The sequence below is a fragment of the Enterobacter sp. GD03975 genome, assembly GCF_029838645.1.
In the GTDB taxonomy this organism is placed as follows: domain Bacteria; phylum Pseudomonadota; class Gammaproteobacteria; order Enterobacterales; family Enterobacteriaceae; genus Enterobacter; species Enterobacter quasihormaechei.
This window is the reverse complement of sequence record NZ_JAOBZC010000010.1, coordinates 1-20,993: the sequence shown is the minus strand read 5'-3', so window position 1 is coordinate 20,993 and position 20,993 is coordinate 1. Positions and strand designations below refer to the sequence as shown.

The window sequence follows — 20,993 nt, the reverse complement described above, 5'->3', positions numbered from 1 at the left end:
CGGCAATCCTCTGCCGGGTATCTCTCAGTAAAGTGTATCGGGGAGCCTGAACTGGCTGAACAATCCGCCAGTAAACGGGTTATCTTCCGTGTCCACATGTACCCTGTAGATCATGTAGCCACCGTCAACGTTAAAGCGCAGATCGAAGGTATTCTCCTTCACATTGGTTAACTGGCCCGCCTCCAGCAATCGGAATTGCGCCCATGGACCGCTGAAAGTAACGCTGCGTGGTGCTTTGTTGCTGGCGGCACTGACCAGTGTCAATTTGCTTTCATTACCTTCACGCATGGAATTTGGCCATACCAGGTGAGCGGTATAATTCCGACCCTGACTGTAGTCGACCAGTTGCCCGTCGAGATTCAGCACGCTCCGGCGTTTGTTTGCAGACAGTTCCACGGTTTCAATGGCAAACTGAGTTCCCAACCCGTTCTGCTGGCTGAAAAAGGTGTTGCGGATCTTCTGTGCAGTGTTCAGTTGTTGCTGGATATCTTCACGGATCAGTACATTACCGTCCTCACCCCACGTCAGTTCGTTTTCAATGAACAGCTTCAGTTTTTCTTGATAAAAGTTATCAAGCAGGCCATCAGGCCGGAAGAACCGCTCGAAGGCGTCCAGGGATGCATCCTGAGGAGAATGCGGATTGAAAGGATATTTATCGCCAAGCTGAGTGTTAAAGGGTTTAACTATGGTGTTATTCCATTCCAGCTCCATGTGATGTACCGCTTCCACCATGACGACGTGCCATGCCTGGTCTGCCAGTACGCCAACCCATCGGTTAAGCGGTACTGGTAACGTTTTGGCCATTTGTCGCGTGGCGAAGATAGGATCGCTGTTGTTCTGATCGAGCCTGAGCTGTACGGCTTTCAGCGCTGATTTACCTGGTACGGGTGAGTTCTGGATCGCCAGCAGGTAACGGTGCAGTTCTGTAAGTTGCTGATAAACGGTCTGCAACAGACTGGTTTTATCTTTGTATTCGGTCAGCGCGCTGTTTTCCGGAGCAAATTCACGCCCCAGACGTATCAGCAACTGATAGTCAAGTTCTGCCTGAGCGGCTTCACGTGCTTTATCGTCCAGTCTGGCGGAAAGGGTGGCGGGTTGGGTGTTATCCCGCAGCGTATTCAGCGCCCTCTGGAAAGGCTGGTCGCCGCTAATAACTTGCTCCAGCGCATCGGTGAGTTCTGGTAGTGCCTCATAATGGCGAACGTTAAGGTTATCCATTCCGGCACGCCAGGTGGCAGTATAGTCACTGACATACTGTTCAGTGATATGACGCTGGATTTCTCTACGATCGGCTTCACTGTATGTGACATTACGGGTCAGGTTCAGCACCCATGAATCCATCGCCGTCAGTTTCACCAGTTCATCGCGCTGTTTTACAAAGTAACTTTGCAGGCCATAGCGGGTGAGAAACTGTGGGACGATCAGCTTACTGTCATCCCCAGCGACAAAAACTTTATCGAAACTTGGGCCGATCTGATCCCGCAGGTTCAGGTCAGAGGGCAGTACGCTGAATGCTCTGGTGCGCAGACTTTGATAAACTCGCTGATAAATAGGGAGTTTACTCAGTTCCTGTTGTGCTGCCGTAACACGTTTTTCATAGGGAACATATCGGCTGATGGCATCGCTGTCACCCTGCTCACGCTTTGCGTGCCAGTCGGTATGCGACAGTGCATAATCCAGATGCCCCATTAATTGCGCCTGAATATCGCGCTGCCCGTGGAATTTCTCACTCCAGCGCTTCGCCATAAACTGTTTCACGACTGCATTATTACGCCCGCTTTTATCATCCAGCATTCGTATGACGCGCAGTACCGCCAGCTTTTCTTCAGATGATGGCGGCGCGTTATTCATCTCTTTAATCAGGCCATTAAACAGCGCGGGAAGATAGCGCTGTTCCAGTAACTGAAGGTAGGTCTGCTCCACATACGGGCCGATATAAGTTCCCTGGTACAGCCCCAGATCGGTGAGAACGTTATGTTCGCGATAATCCCCGTAAGCGAGAGTGGCGTCGCGGACGGGATTAAGCAATGGCAGTTGCAGATTGCCGTATTCGTCAATTCCCTGCGGTGGAGGAACGCTCATAAAGGATTCTGCCTGCGCAAGGACCTTAATGCCGGACTGCCAGTTTTTATTGTAGTAGTGATGCCAGCCGCCAATGAGCAGCGCGATGAGCGACGCACTGCATGCTGAAAATACCAGTAACCTGCGCCGGGTGTTCCCCAGCCAGAGACTATTTTCACCGGCGAGATTTGGCTCTGCCAGCAGGGCAGACGGAAAAAGCGTTCGTGTGAAATAGGGAACAGTTTCTACCATAGGCCATGTGGCCCGCGAACTGTTTTCAAGCCGATACTGATGTGCTGCGGACTGAGTAAAGAGATCGTCCACCTGACCGCGTTGCAAAGATGATGTGAGATAGACACCGCGCAGCATCACATCCATATTTTCGCCGTCTAGCAGGCCGTCCAGTAAGGCACCCAGCGGATTATCGACCCCCTGCATCTGGCGGCTAAAGCTGAATAATGCGCTTCTACATGGCGTACCCGCCTGAGTTAGCATTAAATCGGGGAGGGCCAAATTAAGTCGCGACCCCCACTCCTGCCAGAAAGCGCGGAGTTCGGCGCGCCAACTGCTATCTGCATGCGCATTTCGGGCGAAGGTTACACCCAGGATACTGTCCCGGCTCTTTTTATCCAGTGACTGAAACAAAGAGGCGAAACCATGCAGCAGATCCAGTTTTGTCAGTACTACATACACTGGCAACTGGCAATGCAGTTGCAGACGAATTTCCTGTAAATTCTGACGTAGCGATTGTAACAATTGTTCGCGGCGGGATTTTGTCGCAGTCAACAGATCGGGCAGATCCAGCGTCAGGATCAGGCCGTTCAGCGGCTGGCGCATTCGGTTATTGACCAGCCATCCCAGCCAGTGCTCCCGCAGGCGGCGGCAGAGCACATCATTGCCGCCTTTATCCGAATCTATGAGTGAACCATCCACGTCAAAGATAACCGCCTGTTTGCCCACGCGGGGGGTGATCCGTACCGGGTATTCCGCTGTGCCTCGCGTATCAACCGGCTCGTAAATCACATCGGAAGGGAACCCCTCACGCAACAACGATGTCTTCCCGCTTTCGACGGGGCCCAAGACCATATACCACGGCAGGTGCCAGAGGAAGCGGCGGGTGTCCAGATGACGATGCAGGCGCAGCAGCCAGCGGTCAAGATAACGCTGCTGCTGATGGATCTCCACGCTGACTGGATCCTGTTCTTCTTTGCGCTGTTGCTTTTGCTGTGTCTCCAGTTGTTGCAGGCGTTTCATTACCCGCAAGATGATCCAGCCCAGGGTAATGAGGCCCCATACAGCCGTTGCCAGCCAGCGACTGGTGAGAGGCTCTAGCCAGTGTTGTTCATACAAAGTCCATGCCGGGCCTTTCCACCAGATCCATACCAGCAATACTATCCAGGCAATAGCTGCAAGCCATATGACGGAGACTTTAAACCGAGGCATTGCCGGTCTGAGAGTGGACTTCATTCCACTGAGAAACCGGGAAGTGGGTAATCTGAACACAAAAAACTCCTGTATAATTTTACTGTTCTGCCGTGAACTTTTCTTCGAGTTGTTCCAGCAACGCGGGTTCCCACTCGGACAGCGTTGTCTGAAGTCCCGTTTTAAACAACGTCCGGTAGTGTTGCTGCGCAAGCTGCACCATTCCCGCCTTTTCCATTAACTGCGCGCCGAGATATAGCCGGAGGAAACGATCGCGGGGCTCGCCTGCTGGAAGGTCTTCGAGGCACTGGAGTGCGGCTTCGAGCCCTTGTTCATGGAATCGTTGCCAGACGTCGGGCGAACTGTCCGACTGGATTAACTGACTGGCGGGCTGAACGCCTTCTCCCTGCTTTAGCCAGCGAAGCGTCTGCTCAGAAATGAAAGGTGAATGGTCGCTGAACAGCATTGAACGCAGTTGAGGTAGTCGCGCCAGAAAGGTGTTTATTTCGTCCCTGATGGCGTTTGCTATCTGGCTGTAACCGAGACGTGCGGCAATTTGTGCGGAAAGAGCATGTCCTTCAAACCAGTACGGGGCCAGAATCAGGCTCTGTTCCACCTGTTTCAATAGCGCAATATCCGCGTTGTTTGCGCGGTTCTGGTAGTCCGCCATGATATCGGCGGAGAATGCCGCCAGAGGCGTGCGACCATCGCTTTCAGCCAGCGGCGCGCTGGTGATGCTTTGCCACAGGGCATGGCGGCGCAGGCGGTAACCCGCCGGGCTGTCCGGCTGACGGTCACATAAAATGCTAGCAACATTCATCAACGTATCACGCCATGCTTTATCGTCGTGACTGTCAATATTGACAACCGGCGCAGCGTTTATCGTCCGGGATTGGGTGGAATTACTGACCCCCTGCATCAGTGAATCCTGAGAGGGTATGGATTCGGGAGCAGCAATTGGCGGGGTAATATCACGGAATGCTTGCTGGTACAGGTAGGACAGGTTGTCCGTTGCCGTAGCCAGCTCGGGGAGATTATTTTCGTGCCAGAGTTGAGCAAGATGCGCCAGCTCTCCGGACAGCGAATTATTCATTGTACTGTCAGCCTGTTTCGCAACGCTGTTGATGCCGGGTTCAAAACGTTTAATTACCTGCGTGGCGAAGCGTTTTTTATGCGCCAGATTTTGTGGCCATGCCGTAGCCCAATAGCTGGATACGTAATGTACCAACAGCGTTATTGCCAGCAGGTGATCCCCCGCGTGTTGCAGGGTTCTGAGAAGATGGGCCATCAGACGAAAATCTTTACTGCGGGTTGCCAGTAGTTCCAGCCCCTGTTGCTGAAGAGCTGCAATATCAACCTGGCCGTGCGCCAACGATCCCAGTCTGGCGATCTCTGTATCGATGTATTCCCATTGTGGGTCATCATCGCGCAGGCCTTCCGCCAGCTTTTCTTGCGACAGCGGAGCCAGAAGTGCTGCCAGCCAGGTTTCCGGGTTATGCAAATCCATTTTGACGTGCTCCTTATTATTATCCAGCCCAGTGGCAGGCTTCCCGCAATGGGGCAATGGTCTGCGCCAGCCTGCTGATATTAAAGTTCAGTTTTCCGGTGACGCTTTCGGTTCCCATATCGACAGTCAGCTTACTGGCACCGAAAAGCCACTTGATCTCGTCGATGCCGGACAATCCCCGGCTGGCTTCTAGCAGCATTCCGTTTTCACGAATGAACCAGTGTGAACGGAGCTGAGCAGTATCCGTACTGAGCGTCACAGGTAGGTCGTTTTTTTTAAGTGAATGCGTCAGCGCGACCTGCATCCGGGTGATGTTATCCACGCAACTGAACATCAGCACCGGGCGTGGAGGTATGTTACCCAGCGCTGGAGTGGTAATAATGACAGTAGGATTTTCACCCTCCATGCGGGTCATCATTAGCGATGTTGAGTTATCTACCCGCTGCTTTTCCTGCTCAAAGGCGCGTTTCCACGCTTCACCTTCATAACGGGCTTTGACCAGCGCCCCTTCAAAGCCGGACGTTTGCGGCGTCAGAATGCGGTCGTAACAGTCAAGCCTTTCCAGCGCAGCGGGTTCACGACGACAGGCGCCCATGGAGGAAAGCGTACTTTGCGCATCCGGTACATCACTGGCATGCGCAGATGATGCCAACAACAGCATAAATAACAGCCTGTTCAGCGGAATACTCATACGGCATCTTCATCCTTCATGAAGGTGCTATCCGGAGCATCTCTGACATCTGCAACAAATACGCCATCCTTCGCATTGAGCGTGATGTGTGTAATGGTTATGTTTGCCGCCATTTTCTGTAGCAACAGCAGAGAGAGCGGAGGCAACATTTCACCATCGATGATCGACTCCAGCATGCGGGCTCCGTTTTCAGCGCGGGTGATGCGGCTCATAATTTCGTTCGTCACTTCCGGTTCAATGACAACTTCTGCATCAAAGCGTGAGCGCAGTACTCTCTCCAGACGGCCAAGTTTTCCGGCAATAATGGTGGCCAGCGTTTCTCGCGACAGTGGAAGATAAGGAACGACCTCGATTCGTGCCAGCAGCGCCGGTTTGAAAAAGTCCGCCAGCACCGGATACAGGGCTTCGTGCATGCTTTCCGGATCATTAGCGTGTTCGACAATAACCTGGTAGCCAAGGTTGGAGGTCAGGAAGAACACAATGTTTTTGCAGTCAATAATCCGGCCTTCACCATCGGCCAATTCACCCTTATCGAATGCCTGATAAAACAGATTGAGTACATCTGGATGGGCTTTTTCTACCTCATCCAGCAACACGACAGAGTACGGTTTCTGACGGATAGCTTCGGTCAGTACACCACCCTCGCCATAGCCGATATAGCCCGGCGGTGAGCCAATCAGACGCGAAACGGTGTGTTTCTCCTGAAACTCCGACATATTGATGGTGGTGAGATACTGACGCCCTCCATAGAGAAGCTCTGCCAGTTGCAACACGGTCTCGGTTTTGCCAACGCCGCTGGGGCCTGCCAGCAGAAACGCGCCGAGTGGTCGTCCGGGTCGACGCAAGTCTGCCCGTGCGGTCAGCAGATGTTTATGCAAATGCTTAATGGCCAGTTCCTGTCCTTTAATCGTGTCACCCAACCAGTAAGGCAGATCGGCGATGACGGATATTTCATTCTGCGACAGACGGTTGAGGGGAACGCCTGTCCATTCGGCAATAACGGAGGCAATCTGTTTTTTGTCCACATGAGGTGAGACCAGCAGCTGTGTATGGTGCAGGGCATCCAGCTCTTCGCTTAGGGCGATAAGGCGTTCTACTGGAGACGTTGAAACCGCGTCATTTTTTTCGCCCTCATCGGCATTTGCCTGAGTTTCCGGCTGTACATCGTTGTCATCCGCTACTGCAACTTTCGTCAGCAGCGCCTGACGCAGAGCGATAATTTCCTGTACCAGCGTTTGTTGCTGACGCCATGCGTCTTCAAGCGCCAGAAGTTCTGCCTGTGCCGTTTCGTACTGCGTATGGACCTCATCTATTCGCGCGCTGTCCGTACGCAGGCCGATACGAATCTCCCGCTCGAGCTGGCGAATTTCCGCTTCATATTGGTGGCATAGTGTCGTCAGCGCCGAGATTTGCTTCGGTGGTGAAGAGAGGTTAATCGCCACGCGGGCGCAGGCGGTATCCAGTACGTCGATGGCCTTATCCGGCAACTGGCGTCCGGAAAGATAACGCTCACTCAGGGTTGCTGCCGCCTGTAGTGCGTCATCATCAATGAGTACACCGTGCGACTGCTCATACACCGTCGCCAGGCCACGCAAAATGATGGTAGCTTCTGTCGCCGTCGGCTCACTGACCTTTACAAGCTGAAAACGTCGCGATAGCGCAGCGTCTTTTTCAAAGTATTTTTTGTATTCGCTCCAGGTGGTGGCCGCGATGGTTTTCAGTTCGCCGCGAGCCAGAGCGGGTTTAAGCAGATTGGAAATATCCAGCCCGCCTTGCTGGTTACCTGCACCTATCAGCGTATGGGCTTCATCAATAAACAGGATGATGGGTTTTGGGAACTGTAGAACCTCTGCCATTAACCCTTTAAAGCGTTTTTCGAATTCCCCTTTTACCGATGCGCCTGCCTGCAATGCACCGAGATCCAGCGTCATGATTTCGCAGTGGCGCAGCTTTTCCGGTACCTGGCCGGCAACGATGCGTAACGCCAGTCCTTCAATCAGCGCGCTTTTGCCAACGCCTGCTTCACCTACGACTACAGGGTTATTCTTGCGACGGCGACAAAGAATATCGAGCATCAGGTCAATTTCATTATCACGGCACAGTACGGGATCGAGTCTGCCGTTACGGGCGTCTTCGGTCATGTTCTTCGTATAGCGTGCAAGCCCGCTGTCAGTTAAATTTGCTTCGCTGGTAGGTGAGAAACCTGCATCGCGCAGCGCTATCGATTCTGCTGATTCACTGGTCCACTGCGTAAAATTCTGTCTCAAATGGTCGCGATTAATATTGGTTAGCAGGCGGGCAGCCGTCGCCGGTATGTAGCGCAAAGGAGAATGAAGCAGGGCGAGCAGAAGAGTACCGCCCCGCAGCTCTGTCTCTTGCATGTCAGCAGAGGCCAGCAGCCAGCTCTCCTTCAGCCATTCGACTAACATGGGAGAAAACGCCGGGTAGCTGTCGGACGTACGTGTCTGAGGCCAGTTTTCAGCCGTCAACGCTTTGCGAAGCTCATCATGGTTTATACCTGCGCGTTCTGTTATGACCCGCAGGTCGCTACGTGGGGTGCCCAGCATTTGCAGCAGTACGTGGCTGGTGGTGATTTCAGACGCCTGCTGGTTCATGCACTCCAGCGCAGCCGCCTCCAGCGCCTGTTTTGAAAAGGCGTTCAGTCTTTTTACCAGCGTGGACAAATCAATCTGGATCATGGGATATCCTTATCGGAGTAACTTATTTAACTGTTGCAGGATGTCCTGCGTCTGGGCGTCAAGGCGCAGTAGATAAAAGAGATAAAAAAGCACCAGGACGGCTAGCCCGCCAAAAAATACGTGTTTGATGGTCAGACGCTGGTTCAGTCTGTAGAGTCCGCCTTGATGTTTTTTGTCCTGATGCAGTAACGGGAATGGCGCCTCGCCACGCATTGGGTGCAGGACATGGTGCAGACGCCGGTAAACCTGCTCAAATTCGTCCTGATTTGAGGCCGCAACCTTGTAACGACCACGAAAACCTAATGAAAAGCACAGGTAAAGAAACTCAAGCAGATCCTGATAGCGCTTTGGCTCACGAATCAGGCGTTCCAACAGGATAAATATCTTCTCTCCGCCCCAGGTTTCATTATGGAAATGCACTAACAGCGATTGTTTGATCCATTCGTTCTTGTTCGACCAGCCATTGCCCAGCGCTGCTTCGTCAATAAACGTACATAGGATGTAACGAAACGAGACGATAACGCCGGGCTCGTACCCCTGTTCCTGAAGTGACTGCTCAACCGCCTGTATATCGGCGACGACCTGAGTGAACAGATGTTCCGGCATCGTCTGGCTGTGCATATTTTGCAGGCGCATTACCATCCCCAGCAGTGGTGTAGCGGCGTCGACCATCGGATTTAGGCTGTTGCCACGTAGCGACAGGCGATACTGACGACCAGAACTGTCCATCTCGTTTTCCAGCGAAGTAAGGGATAAATCGCTCATGGCTTATCCTCTGACCGCCCAGAGCTGGAGATCTAAATCCGGGAACTGTCCGGAAATATGTAATGCGAAAGCACCGGCTTTAATAACGTCCTGCCAGGCTGGCGTTGCTTTATCCAGTTCAAAGTAAACGTAACCCTCATGGTAGGGTAACTGGCGAGGGGCCGCTGTCAGTGAACGAAGAGGAATCCCCGGAACCTGTACGCTAACGACATTACGAATGTGGGAGGATGATGAAACTTTTGACTGCTGAATAAACTGAACCCGCAGTTTGTCATGTGGTATCCGGGCCCGAACGGCAAGAATAAACGTGGCGGTCTGTAGCAATGAAGGATCGTTGACCGTGGCCATCCAAATACCATCGTTGAACCTCAGAGGCAGGTTCTGTGCGCGCGGCGTCAATACCGTATTCAGCGCCCGGCGTAGTTCTGGGATCACTGTTTTGAATGTGGTCGTTAAATCACGGTGATTGTAAACCTCCAGCGGACAAGGCTGGCGGCTGGAATCTGTAAATGTCATCAGTTCGCCCAGTAACATAGCCAGATCGAGGTAAACCGTTTCCGGATGCAGAGTGTGGAGATACGAACGATGGGTGAAGCGCATCCGGCTGCGGTTGAGCAGTTGTAACATCATAAATTCGGCAATATCGGCGATACCGCTCTGTTCTGGAGAACCGATACGTTTTGCCAGATCGTCGGCGCGATTACTGATAAGTCCCTGGAACTCACCGATGACGTTCTGTAGCACCGGGCTGACGCGAATAGCCTGACAGGTAGGAATAAAATGAGAATCAACATCCAGTTCACCATTCGCCAGCCTTTCACGGATTCGGCACAACGGTAGTACTGTATATGCGCTCAGATCCTCTGCTCCACTCATGATTCTGGGAGCAAGCTGAGCCAGCTCAAGCTGTCGCGATTCACCACCATCGGTATGCAAATCGCGTACGTCTGCGCGGTTCAGGCGATAGCGTCCTTGTGTTTGCCCTGAACTATAGTGGCCTTCAATTTCATTAATCACATCACTGATAACGGGAAGCGCCAGGAAAATGTCATGGCTTCCCGGACGGGACAGATCGCCAGGCTGGTATGGCTGAGGCAGATAATCCTGTTCCGGAAGACTGAATACTGTGCCATCAGCCATACAGCCTTCGGCTCTGTCGAGGGCGATCTTGCCCTGGGCCAGGAGTTCAGTGTTAATCGACAGTTCGGTAAACCCCCATGCAAATTCAACCTGCGCATTTAGTCGATGCGTGAGCACATAGTCGTTATAACGTTGCTGCTGCTGAAAATGCTGGGGCTGGACAAACGTCCCTTCCTGCCAGACCACTTTATTTTTCATTGTCGCCATAATCAGTAATCCTCCTTCTTTATCTCAATATTGCTCTGGCGTACGTGTACCAGCATGCGGTAACGGTGACCGGTACTCTCTACCGCTTCGAGTTGCTTCCATTCAGTTGTCTGATCGCTTGAAAAATAGGCGACGATTCCAATAAACTGCGTTTTTTCATCCAGTTGTATTGGTTGCAGCGTTTTGATGGTGTCTGGCAACAACGTGAAATCCTGATGGTCGATATAGTTTTTTCCCAACACATCAGGAAGTGGTGAAGTGGCGACCAGATCGTAATCGGCAGCCTGTAACTTCGAATCGTCGCTCATATAAATTAACTGGAGATCTATCGGCGTCGCTTCACCGCTACCGTTGAGATTGGTGTCCGGCTCAGTTAACAGCGTTATTGTTAGCTCTGAAGGTTGGGTAGCCAGGCTGCCGACCTGGATTCCTGGATCGGTGATGACTTTTCCGATTTTCTTCGTCATTTCACAACCTGTTATCGCCCCGAACAGTAACGACATAGCGGCGTAAAACACTGCGTTACGCCATCTCATTCTTCTAATGCTCGTTGCTTGTCACGTAGTACGCGATCGTAAACCTGGGCATAGACTTCGCTGAACAACATTTCGAATCCCTGCTGACGGCTGGATGCCAGCTCTTCGTAATAACTGCTGTACATGCGCCATGCCCAAGCGTCGTCCATTTCCTGGCGCTGTTCATTGCTGCGGCGATACTGGACGAAACGGCGCATCAGGCTGGCGGGAGAAAAGGCATCCAGCATGATACGTAATGCTTCGGTTATGGCTGCCTGATTAGCCTGCTCATGGTGATGAATATTGCGCAGGCTCTCTTCAATCGCGGAAGGCGCTGCAAGATGTACCGGACTTTTATTTTCGGCAAACATCACGCTGAGTGCCGTATCGTAATCAAGGTTGAGGCGTAGCGGGTTATCTTCCAGAGGACGCAGATGCTTATCCGACAGGCTATTTTGCTGATGTTGCAGGTTGAGAAGACCTTTGATGGCTTTTTGCAGGGCGCGTCCAACTTCTTCCAGAAAGTCATCGGCCTCCTGTGAATTGCGGATGGACAGCGAACAGCCCAGTCCTCTCATTAGCGGCGAAAGAGCAAGGTGACGATGGTTCATATTCTCATGAAAAAATTCATCACCTGGTTCATCGGTATTTTGTTGAGCATCGGATGCCGGCAGATCCATAAAACGATGCTCGATGCCCCCTGATTCGGTTACATCCGACATTGGCGGCGTGCTGGAGGGAGAGGTATTGTATGCTCCAGGCATATTAGTCAGTGACTCGGTCTGTAGCACCTGCAAGGGATCGGTTGAAAATGCGTGCGCGACGGTTTGGGCAATATCATGTCGTATGGACATTCCTGGATAGTGCGGCTGGCCGTCAGTTGTAAGCAGGGTATTCACCAGGTTATCGCGATTCATCACAATGGTTTCCGGGGTTGCCATCTGTTTGTCATAACTGATGATTTCTCCCTGATGCAAAAAAGCTTTTAGCGTCAGAGATCCCAACAGGATCTCGTCGCCCTGACGCAGGCGTACCAGACCTGAGTTGACAGGCACCGGCGCCTGGTTAATAGCGATGTCTGACGAGTGACTCTTTATGCAGAATGCGCCGTCGTGCCAGATGACGGTAAATGCCTGTTCGCTGACAGTGTTTCTACGATCCTGGACCGACCAGCGGCAGCTTTCAGCATGCCCGACGCTACCTCCATCGGTGGTGAACAGGGCCGATACCGCACGTCCACTCTCCAGCTCATTACCATTAATGACCTGTAGGGACAGGGTTGGGGAGTGTTGTTGTTTTCCTTCCTGCATTCTCTGCTCCATATGAATGTTTATTTATCCCCGGCCTTTAATCGTTATGAAGGGTTGTGCTTCTGGTTTGCCTATAAAACTTGTCCAGCCCAGGCGCGCGCTTTTCTTGTCCCCGAGCCGCATTCCTTCGGCCTGATCCGGTGCCAGACCCAGCCGGAGATCCCATGCAAGCTGGTCGCGCAGGATGAACGCAACAAACATGGATAACGGTTCAAAATTTTCACCTGACGGAAGGAAAGAAAGAAAGCGCTCCCGTGAGAGGTTATTGATACATAAGAGAAATTTTCCGCTCCGGTCAGGTACTCGTGCCCCAAGAGTGAAGTTGCGGCCCAGCGTGGATTTCTGCCCGGAAATGCGGTGGCCTTTTTTTACCACCATACCCAGACGATTTTGTTTACCAGAGGGAATATCCATTTTGCGTAACTGCCAGCTCTGTAACGTCACGTCGGGCAAATCGAAACAGTGTGCGATGAGATTGCAGATCACTTCTGGCGAACGTCCGGGACTGGCCAGTATGCTGGCATAGGCCAGCATTTTGCAGTGATTAACAGTTAGTTTACTTCGCTCTTCCTGGCTTCCCAGACCGAGCAGAGCGAACATGCGTTGGGAAAAAACATCTACGCCGCCATGTCGAAAACAGATGTGATAGCGATATTTACGCCAGATCTGCCATACAAACTGCGTCCAGCGATGGCTGAACAGATCAAGAAGTTCTGCAACAGGGCTGCCTTCATGTGCGGCTTCGTAAGCCATATCTTCCAGGTAATAGCCCGGCAGGGGCGACTGGCTTCCAGTGAGTCCAAGAAATGCTGTTGTCACCACATACTGATCATTCTGATTTTTAGTCAGATGATTAACGTCACTTCCAGGAAACGCGATGCTGCTGTCAGAATGAAACAGAATCGCTTCCTGCGAGGGCTCTGTCCGCAGAGGAAAGTTGGGATCCGGAATCGATTTTTTCCTGCGCAGTATTTCTGCCAGCGTAAAGAAGTTATACCGGCGGATATTTGCTGAAGAAAACGCTTCTGGTTCGCTCAGATCAGTGGGTGCTGGCCCATTTTTTCCTGCCATTCCCAGGTCTCCTGATTTTCAGTATTAACGACGGTCAGTTCATGGAATGAATTGACGCTGGCATACAAAGAAAAGAAATGCGACAGTACCGAACCCAGCAAATACACTTCTCCTGCACAGGTAAAAGGTTGTGGATCGATCCAGAGGGTTGATGTCAGTCCGCGCACAGGTACGCCATTGAAAAGACTGTCTGCCGGATGAGTCTCCAGACGTTGAATTGCATCCAGTTTCAGCTGGGATAAACGGGCTTTTTGAGGACTTCCTGCTCCGTGGCGGTCATAAGTTCTTAAAACCTGAACCAGTGCGTTCTTATCCAGCAGTGAGAAATAGTTCAGACTGACGCTGGATATAAGCGCCCAGTGCAGCTTCCCATTCTCTACGGGGGGAAGAGGCTGTGTCGGGTGTGTCACGTTACGAAGGGATGCCACCGCTGCATTTTTCCCCGTAGCGGTATTAATGTCTCCCACGCGCAAATGTGTGGGGAGTTCCCGATTCGTGCAAAGTAGGGAAACTGAGACAGTTTCATTTTTTAGTAATGTGCTTTCCGGCTGGCTACCGTCCGCATGAACAAAAGAAAGAGAATGATCCATCCCCTTCCGGAACAGCGATGATTTTGTCCTGTGGTGGTAATAAACGACCTCATTATGCTGGCCATATTCCGCCTGGTGGTTATAACTTTCAAAGTTGGGCCAGTGGTAAACGCCTTGTGCCAGTTCAGGACGTGTGCTGACAGAAAAATCTCCCTTTGTCTTATGCGAGCCTCTGCGGGACTCTTTGCTCTGACTGTAGACATCGCAAACAGAAAAAATATCGTAAGCGTCAGGGAATCTGCGGCTGGCGCGTAGCGGATATTCACGATTGGTTTCATCAAGAGAGATGGGTTCTGCCTGATGGCTGAAGAGATTAACTGCCGGCGTACAGAACAGGCGCAGTGAATCATTACGGAGCTTGATATCCAGTGGCAAAGGACGGGAAAAACGCAACCGCAGCGTAAAAGCAGAGGCCGACAAATTAGCTGGAAGAGGCCGGATCCCCTTGATGTCAAAAAAGAAAAAACCTTCCGGAAAACAAAAATATTCCAGCAAGATACGATAACCGCTATAGGTATTTTTCGGCCACGGCAGAAGGGTATCCTGTTTTTCAAATCCGACAGGTATCGGCATGAAATCAGGCAAAGCGATATGCTGTTCATTGACAAGGATTTCAGCATCCAGCAGGTACTCGTTTAGCCACAGATAAAGCTGATATCGGGTATAGTTATCATCATTTCCCAGCCAAAAGCGCAGCTTGTTGAGGTCTATTTTGCTTAGATCGGCGTTCGGGTTGACTGCAAAAGTTATATCAATTACGCCATATTTATGGCTGCTATGATTTTCCACATTGCTGATGCTGACGGGCAGCAGCCATACGTCACGGCATAGGGTAAACGTACACGAAAGAGATAGATCCTGCTCTTCGTTCCCGTGGGTAAATACATTGTTAAAAGAATGGTCTTTATCCGGTGCGGACAGCACCGTCTCATTCCGGGGGATCAGAATCTCTGTGGTCAGGTTATGGACATCCGGCGTGTACTCTATCACCGTCATGCTGGGAACCGGACGGAGATAATTGGGCAACAGCAGATTTATGAGGCTGTAGGTGAATTCCGGGAATTCGTCCTCAATTTTTTGTCTCAGTTTTCCTGACAGAAGTGAAAAACCTTCCAGAAGGCGCTCAATGTCCGGGTCGGCCTCTTTCTCTGCGAGAAAACTGGCCAGTTGCGGCTTTTCCTTTGCCAGCATTTTGCCCAGCTGTCGAAGATAATCCAGTTCCTGCCGGAAATAACTTTCATCAAATGCCATAGCAGTCAGTCCATTTTGAAATGCTGGTGAGTACTCATAGACATGTCGAATTCCATCGCATCTCTAATACCCCCGAAGTTCACCGTGGCTACAACATGAAAACGCAAATCCAGCGGGGTGTTACTCTCTGCCATGACCGCGGATACTTCGACGGCGGAGATCCGAGGTTCATAATGCAGAATACAGTCACGGATCGTGTTCGTGATTACCTGATAAAAATCGGTGGTGAGGGTGACCGCGTCATTGAAATCAACGATGCCTAAGCCAGGCGTGCCCTGACAGTTACCGTGCCGGGTATTAAGTATATTTTGCAGATTCTTGAAAATAGACTGCCTGAGCGTTGTCGCGCTGGTTTTGCGCTCCATCCCAGCATGAGCGTTACGGATACGCTCAAACAGCGTACCTGCATATATTCCCCGGCCCGGTAACATTACGGTCATTCCTTATCCAACCGTCCGACAAGCGACAGATCGATGCTGGCACCCATGTATTTAAAATGGGGGCGTGCAGAGAGGGCCACCTGATACCAGCCTGGTTCGCCTTCCACATCTTGAACTTCAATTTTGACAGCGCGGAGCGGCTTACGACTGCGAACTTCTGCCGGCGGATTTTCCTGGTCGGCAACGTACTGACGGATCCATGTGTTCAGTTCTCTTTCCAGATCGCCGCGTTCTTTCCATGAGCCGATCTGCTCACGTTGCAGAACCTTGATATAGTGCGCCAGGCGGGAGATGATAAACAGGTATGGTAACTGCGTACCCAGCCTGAAGTTTGTCTCCGCAGCTTTGCCTTCCGGCGTATTAGGAAACTTTTTGGCTTTCTGAACCGAACTTGCGGAGAAAAACGCCGCGTTATCGCTGCCCTTACGCATGGTGAGGGTGATAAAGCCCTCTTCAGCAAGTTCGTATTCACGCCTGTCAGTAATCAGTACTTCTGTCGGGATTTTGGACTGAATTTGTCCCATAGCTTCAAACAAATGTACCGGCAGGTCTCTTACCGCACCACCGCTTTGCGGCCCGATAATGTTCGGACACCAGCGGTACTTAGCAAAGCTGTCCGTGATGTTGCAAGCAAGCGCAAACGCACTGTTTCCCCAGAGGAAGTGTTCATGGGACTGACTAACATCCTCTCTGTAATTGAATAACTTCGTTGGGTTTTCAGTCGCGGAGTAAGGCTGGCGGAGCAGGGTTCGAACGGTAGTCAACCCCAGGTAGCGTGAATCATCGGATTCACGCAAAGAACGCCATTTTGAATAGGCTGGCCCCTCAAAAATGGCATAAAGATCCTTGATATTCGGCAGTTCTGTATATGAGTTGAGACCGAAAAACTCTGGGGATACAGCAGAAATAAAAGGCGCATGCGCCATAGCTCCGACCGCTGTAACGTATTGCATCAGTTTCTGATGGGGCGTGGTGTTTTTGAACGCATAAGCGCCAATCACCGCCGCCACTGGCTCTCCGCCAAATTGTCCGAAACCAGAAGAATAGACATGTTTGTAGTAGCCAGACTGTGTGATTTCTGGTGCAAATTCAAAATCGTCCAGCAGCTCTTCTTCCGTTGCATGCAGTACATGGATTTTAATGTTTTCACGGAAATCGGTGCGGTCAACCAGCAGTTTCAGAGAACGCCAGAAGGATTCCACGCGCTGAAATTTATCTGAATGAACTATTTCATTCATCTGGTTGCTCATCTTTTCATCGATTTCAGTAATCATACTGTCGATGGCAAACCGGTTAATGGGTTCTTCCTGATGGTTTCCCTGCAAAATACTGGCAATAAATGCGGTTACGCCCTGTCTGGCGATATCATAGCTTTCTGATTCCGGCTGAATACGAGTCTGCGCCATGATTTGGTCCAGCAGTGAGGTAGACTCGCTGTGCTGTTTTGCATGGTCGGCAACGAGAGTTTCTTCCTGTAAAGACATACTAAATACCTCCCTGTTTAGATTTACTTGTTAACAATATCCAGTTCTTTGAGAAGCTGTTCGCGAGTTTCTTCGTTCTCCAGCAATGCCTGAAGCTGCGCGCGGAACTGCGGGATATTTCCCATCGGACCTTTAAGTGCGACCAGCGCTTCACGCAGATCCAGAAGCTTCTTCAATTCGGGCACTTGCTTTGCGATGCTGTCGGGAGAAAAATCATCCAGCGATTTCAAATCCATGTGGACACATAGCTCGTCATCAGGTGTTTCGCTGAGCCGGTTTTTGACATTAAAATTCAGATTTATTCCTGTCTCGGAAATAACCGAATTGAAATTGTTTTTGTTAACGGAGACAGCATGTCTCTCATCTAAAGATGAGTTGTCCGATTTTCCCGTGTCGCCCGTGATTAACAGGTTGAGCGGAAGTTCGATTTCGGATTGCTGACCATCCGTTTTGGGTACGTAACGGATATTAATTCTCTCTTTTGGGGCAACGCTTCCATCGTTTTTTTTGCTATTCATATGAATATAATCCTTGTGAATAATATATTGGCAAACCGAGTGGTATAATAGATTCCCATTATTTAATTGCTTCGATTAATTCATTTCAATGATAATAAATAAGAGAAAACTGCGATAACAACTCTTAATTGTTTGTTTTTCAGTAAATTATGATTGATATCTTTGGTGTGCGCACTGTTTTTGTTTGTGATGTCTTTCCAAAGATAGATCATTGAAAATAATTTTGCGTGATCCATATCATGTATATTACTTGGCTGTTGTTAGATACTCAAATGAATTTTAAAGGAGAGCTTTGAGTAAAGGGCGTGCGTTTTTTAGAGACTTGCCTTTCTCTTTTTCAATGATTTTCAGGCTGCGACGCATGGAAGGTGTGGATTCTTGCTTATGCGATGGTTTGTTTTTTATAGGTCCGATTCCCTACTATTGCGGGGCATCAAGTGAGTTATTAGTATTACTCGGGTGATACTTGTGTCTTATTTTTGCGATCATACAGTGATTATGGGTGCTGGATAATATTTGTCAGGTGTTAATGAGTTGAGTGATTAATTGATACTGATGATGTGTTCTTCAGCAAATAACTGTTATTTATATGTAATCAAAATTGTAAAGGAGTTTACAAATGCCAACACCGTGCTATATCTCTATTACCGGCAAGACCCAGGGAAATATTACACAGGGCGCGTTTACTGCGGAATCTGTGGGTAATATCTACGTTCAGGGGCATGAAGATGAGATGCTGGTACAGGAATTTCAGCATACTGTCACAGTACCAACCGATCCTCAATCCGGTCAGCCTGCTGGGCAGCGCGCACATAAGCCGTTTATTTTCACCGTTGCACTGAATAAATCAGTTCCGTTGTTATATAACGCGCTGGCTTCTGGAGAAATGTTGCCAAAGACAGAATTGCACTGGTACAGAACGTCTGTTGAAGGGAAGCAGGAGCACTTCTTCACCACCCGCCTTACTGACTCCACTATTGTGGATATCGACTGCACTATGCCGCACTGCCAGGATGCGGAAAAGCGTGAATTCACCCAACTAATTAAAGTGTCTTTAGCTTATCGTAAGATCGAATGGGAGCACGTTACTGCGGGTACTTCCGGTGCTGACGACTGGCGGGCCCCGCTGGAAGCGTAATCTTTTTAGCAGGAAAGGCACTTCGTTTTATGGAGTGCCTTAATATTTTGTAGGATCAGGAAGGTTGCTATGTCGTCACAAGGACTGCGTTTTACGCTGGATATTGAAGGGCTCCCATCGAATATGTTCCCGGTGGTCGATTTTTGCTTGAACGAGTCGCTATCTTCCCTTTTTCGCCTTGACGTGAGCGTATCCAGTGAATACTTCACCTCCCTGAGTCATGAGATGGTGACGGAAAAAACCGCCAGCCTGAAAATCTGGGAAGGAGAATCTCTTCTTCGCCACGTGAAAGGTATTGTTACCGGCTTCAGCCGGGGAGAGTCAGACGGTCAGCGGACCGATTACTGGCTGGAAATTCACCCCCCGTTCTGGCGCAGCGCCCTGCGGCAGAATTTTCGCAGTTTCCAGAATCAGGATATCGAAACCATTATCACCACGCTGCTGGGCGAGAATGGCGTGACCGAGTACAGCCCTCTGCTGGGAGATGCCCATCCGTCGCGTGAATTCTGTGTCCAGTATGGCGAAACGGATTATGATTTCCTGCTCCGGCTGATGGCGGAGGAGGGTATCTTTTTTTATGAAGAGTATGCTGACGATGGTGTCAGTCAGTGGCTTATTCTTGCTGATAACGTGGCATACCTCCCTGATCCTATAGAAATCCCGTATAACCCGGATAAGTCTTCCGGGACGACCACCGACCATATTGACCAGTTCAGTCACAGTTTCCAGGTTCGTCCTTCCTCTGTGGTCTCGCAGGATTACACGTTTAAACGACCAAAATGGCGCGGGCGATTTGATCATGCCGGAGAAAATATCGGCTGGCAGCGTGACCAGTACGAAATCTTTGACTATCCGGGGCGTTTCAAGGATGAGCAGCACGGTCAGGAATTTGTCCGCAGGCAGGTGGCAGGTCTGCGTAACGGTGCTGAGACAGCCCTGTGCAATACAGGTTCACCGAAGTTATGGCCGGGGATGCGCTTTACGATGACGGGGCATCCGCTGGAAAGCCTGAATACCACATGGCAGGTAGTGAGCTGCGATATGCGCGGCGAACAGCCACAGGCTGTGCCGGGTTCCACGGGTGAAGGCACCACGCTCAAAAATCAGGTTCATGTGATACCGGCAGACAGAACATGGCATTCTGCGCCGCTGCCTAAACCCCGGGTGGATGGTCCTCAGTCCGCGACGGTAACGGGGCCGGAAGGCGAGGAAATTTTCTGCGATGAATACGGTCGCGTGCGGGTGAAGTTCGCCTGGGACCGCTATAACAATGCGAACCAGGACAGTTCGTGCTGGGTGCGAGTGTCGCAGGCATGGGCGGGAACGGGCTTCGGCAATCTTGCCATTCCGCGAGTGGGTCAGGAAGTGATTGTCGACTTTCTCAACGGCGACCCGGACCAGCCCATTATTATGGGTCGCGCTTACCACGAGAATAACCGCTCCCCGGGACGTCTGCCGGGCACGAAAACACAGATGACCATCCGCTCGAAAACCTATAAAGGCAGCGGGTTTAATGAACTGCGGTTTGAGGATGCGACAGACAATGAGCAGGTCTATATCCATGCGCAGAAAAATATGGACACCGAGGTGCTGAACAACCGCACCACCGATGTGAAGGTGAATCATACCGAAACTATCGGTGCCAATCAGGTGATTACCGTTAAGCAGAATCAGACCCAGACGGTGGTACAGAACCAGCAGGAAACCATCGGGCAGAACCAGTCTGTCACCGTCGGGCTGAATCAAGCAGAAACGGTGGGTATCGTCCGCGCCCTGAGCGTAGGGGTGGCATATCAGACCACTGTAGGGGGGGTGATGAATACCTCCGTGGCGCTGATGCAGTCCTCGCAGGTCGGTATTCAGAAATCCCTTCTGGTTGGTAAAGGGTATGACGTCAGCGTGGGGGAAAACGTCAACTTCACGGTGGGAAAAACTCGTAGGGAAAGTGCTGGGAAAGTGGCGGTCTACAGCGCCGGAGAACATCTTGAGCTGGTCTGTGGCCAGGCCAGGCTGGTACTGACGCAGGACGGCGGCATCTTCCTGAACGGTACGGCGATAAACCTTCAGGGGGCACAGACCATCAGCGGCGACGGGCCGGTGATTAACTGGAACTGCGGGGCGGCAAAAACGCCACCGGACGCGCCGGAGTCGTGAAGCCCTGACAGGACCAGAACATAAAAACCA

15 protein-coding genes are annotated in these 20,993 nt (G+C 51.0%); 2 read left to right on the top strand and 13 right to left on the bottom strand.

Translation table 11 applies throughout. From position 1 onward, the window contains the following. Positions 1–24 precede the first annotated feature (24 nt). The 13 genes from tssM to tssB are packed head-to-tail and all read right to left on the bottom strand — an operon-like array spanning position 25 to position 17,671. Complete coding sequence (gene tssM / locus N5C09_RS15795) at positions 25–3,564, bottom strand: type VI secretion system membrane subunit TssM (protein WP_279749396.1); 3,540 nt, start codon at positions 3,562–3,564, stop codon at positions 25–27. Positions 3,565–3,583: 19 nt separating this feature from the next. Beyond that, positions 3,584–4,990, bottom strand: coding sequence for a type VI secretion system protein TssA (gene tssA / locus N5C09_RS15790; RefSeq protein WP_279749394.1), 1,407 nt, complete (start codon positions 4,988–4,990; stop codon positions 3,584–3,586). A 19-nt stretch (positions 4,991–5,009) separates the two neighbouring features. Further along, on the bottom strand, positions 5,010–5,651 hold the full coding sequence (gene vasI, locus N5C09_RS15785) for a type VI secretion system-associated protein VasI (protein ID WP_279749450.1): 642 nt from the start codon (positions 5,649–5,651) through the stop codon (positions 5,010–5,012). A gap of 26 nt (positions 5,652–5,677) precedes the next feature. Further along, positions 5,678–8,380, bottom strand: a complete 2,703-nt coding sequence (gene tssH, locus N5C09_RS15780; protein ID WP_279749393.1) for a type VI secretion system ATPase TssH — start codon at positions 8,378–8,380, stop codon at positions 5,678–5,680. Positions 8,381–8,389: 9 nt separating this feature from the next. Further along, complete coding sequence (gene icmH, locus N5C09_RS15775; protein WP_245167754.1) at positions 8,390–9,109, bottom strand: type IVB secretion system protein IcmH/DotU; 720 nt, start codon at positions 9,107–9,109, stop codon at positions 8,390–8,392. A 39-nt stretch (positions 9,110–9,148) separates the two neighbouring features. Further along, positions 9,149–10,492: a type VI secretion system baseplate subunit TssK gene (tssK, locus tag N5C09_RS15770; RefSeq protein ID WP_107533763.1), complete on the bottom strand. Its 1,344-nt coding sequence runs from the start codon at positions 10,490–10,492 to the stop codon at positions 9,149–9,151. A gap of 2 nt (positions 10,493–10,494) precedes the next feature. Further along, positions 10,495–11,028, bottom strand: coding sequence for a type VI secretion system lipoprotein TssJ (gene tssJ / locus N5C09_RS15765; protein ID WP_279749392.1), 534 nt, complete (start codon positions 11,026–11,028; stop codon positions 10,495–10,497). After that, positions 11,025–12,317 (bottom strand): type VI secretion system-associated FHA domain protein TagH, encoded by a 1,293-nt coding sequence (tagH, locus tag N5C09_RS15760; RefSeq protein WP_279749391.1) that lies wholly within the window; start codon positions 12,315–12,317, stop codon positions 11,025–11,027. The genes tssJ and tagH overlap by 4 nt, the downstream gene beginning before the upstream one ends. A gap of 24 nt (positions 12,318–12,341) precedes the next feature. Then, positions 12,342–13,388, bottom strand: coding sequence for a type VI secretion system baseplate subunit TssG (gene tssG / locus N5C09_RS15755; RefSeq protein ID WP_107533759.1), 1,047 nt, complete (start codon positions 13,386–13,388; stop codon positions 12,342–12,344). Beyond that, a complete protein-coding gene (tssF, locus tag N5C09_RS15750) occupies positions 13,352–15,229 on the bottom strand; it encodes a type VI secretion system baseplate subunit TssF (protein ID WP_279749390.1) in 1,878 nt (625 codons plus the stop codon). The genes tssG and tssF overlap by 37 nt, the downstream gene beginning before the upstream one ends. Positions 15,230–15,234: 5 nt before the next feature. After that, on the bottom strand, positions 15,235–15,669 hold the full coding sequence (gene tssE, locus N5C09_RS15745; RefSeq protein ID WP_279749389.1) for a type VI secretion system baseplate subunit TssE: 435 nt from the start codon (positions 15,667–15,669) through the stop codon (positions 15,235–15,237). Next, complete coding sequence (gene tssC, locus N5C09_RS15740; RefSeq protein ID WP_107533754.1) at positions 15,666–17,153, bottom strand: type VI secretion system contractile sheath large subunit; 1,488 nt, start codon at positions 17,151–17,153, stop codon at positions 15,666–15,668. Before tssC ends, tssE begins: the two co-directional genes overlap by 4 nt. 23 nt (positions 17,154–17,176) lie before the next feature. After that, positions 17,177–17,671: a type VI secretion system contractile sheath small subunit gene (tssB, locus tag N5C09_RS15735; protein ID WP_063451217.1), complete on the bottom strand. Its 495-nt coding sequence runs from the start codon at positions 17,669–17,671 to the stop codon at positions 17,177–17,179. Between the two features lie 619 nt (positions 17,672–18,290). On the opposite strand from tssB, the gene N5C09_RS15730 reads away from it, so the two are divergent. Further along, positions 18,291–18,809, top strand: a complete 519-nt coding sequence (locus N5C09_RS15730) for an Hcp family type VI secretion system effector (RefSeq protein ID WP_063451218.1) — start codon at positions 18,291–18,293, stop codon at positions 18,807–18,809. Between the two features lie 69 nt (positions 18,810–18,878). Beyond that, positions 18,879–20,963 carry a type VI secretion system tip protein TssI/VgrG gene (gene tssI / locus N5C09_RS15725; protein WP_279749388.1) on the top strand — a complete coding sequence of 695 codons (2,085 nt, stop codon included), beginning with the start codon at positions 18,879–18,881 and terminating at the stop codon, positions 20,961–20,963. Positions 20,964–20,993: the final 30 nt, after the last annotated feature.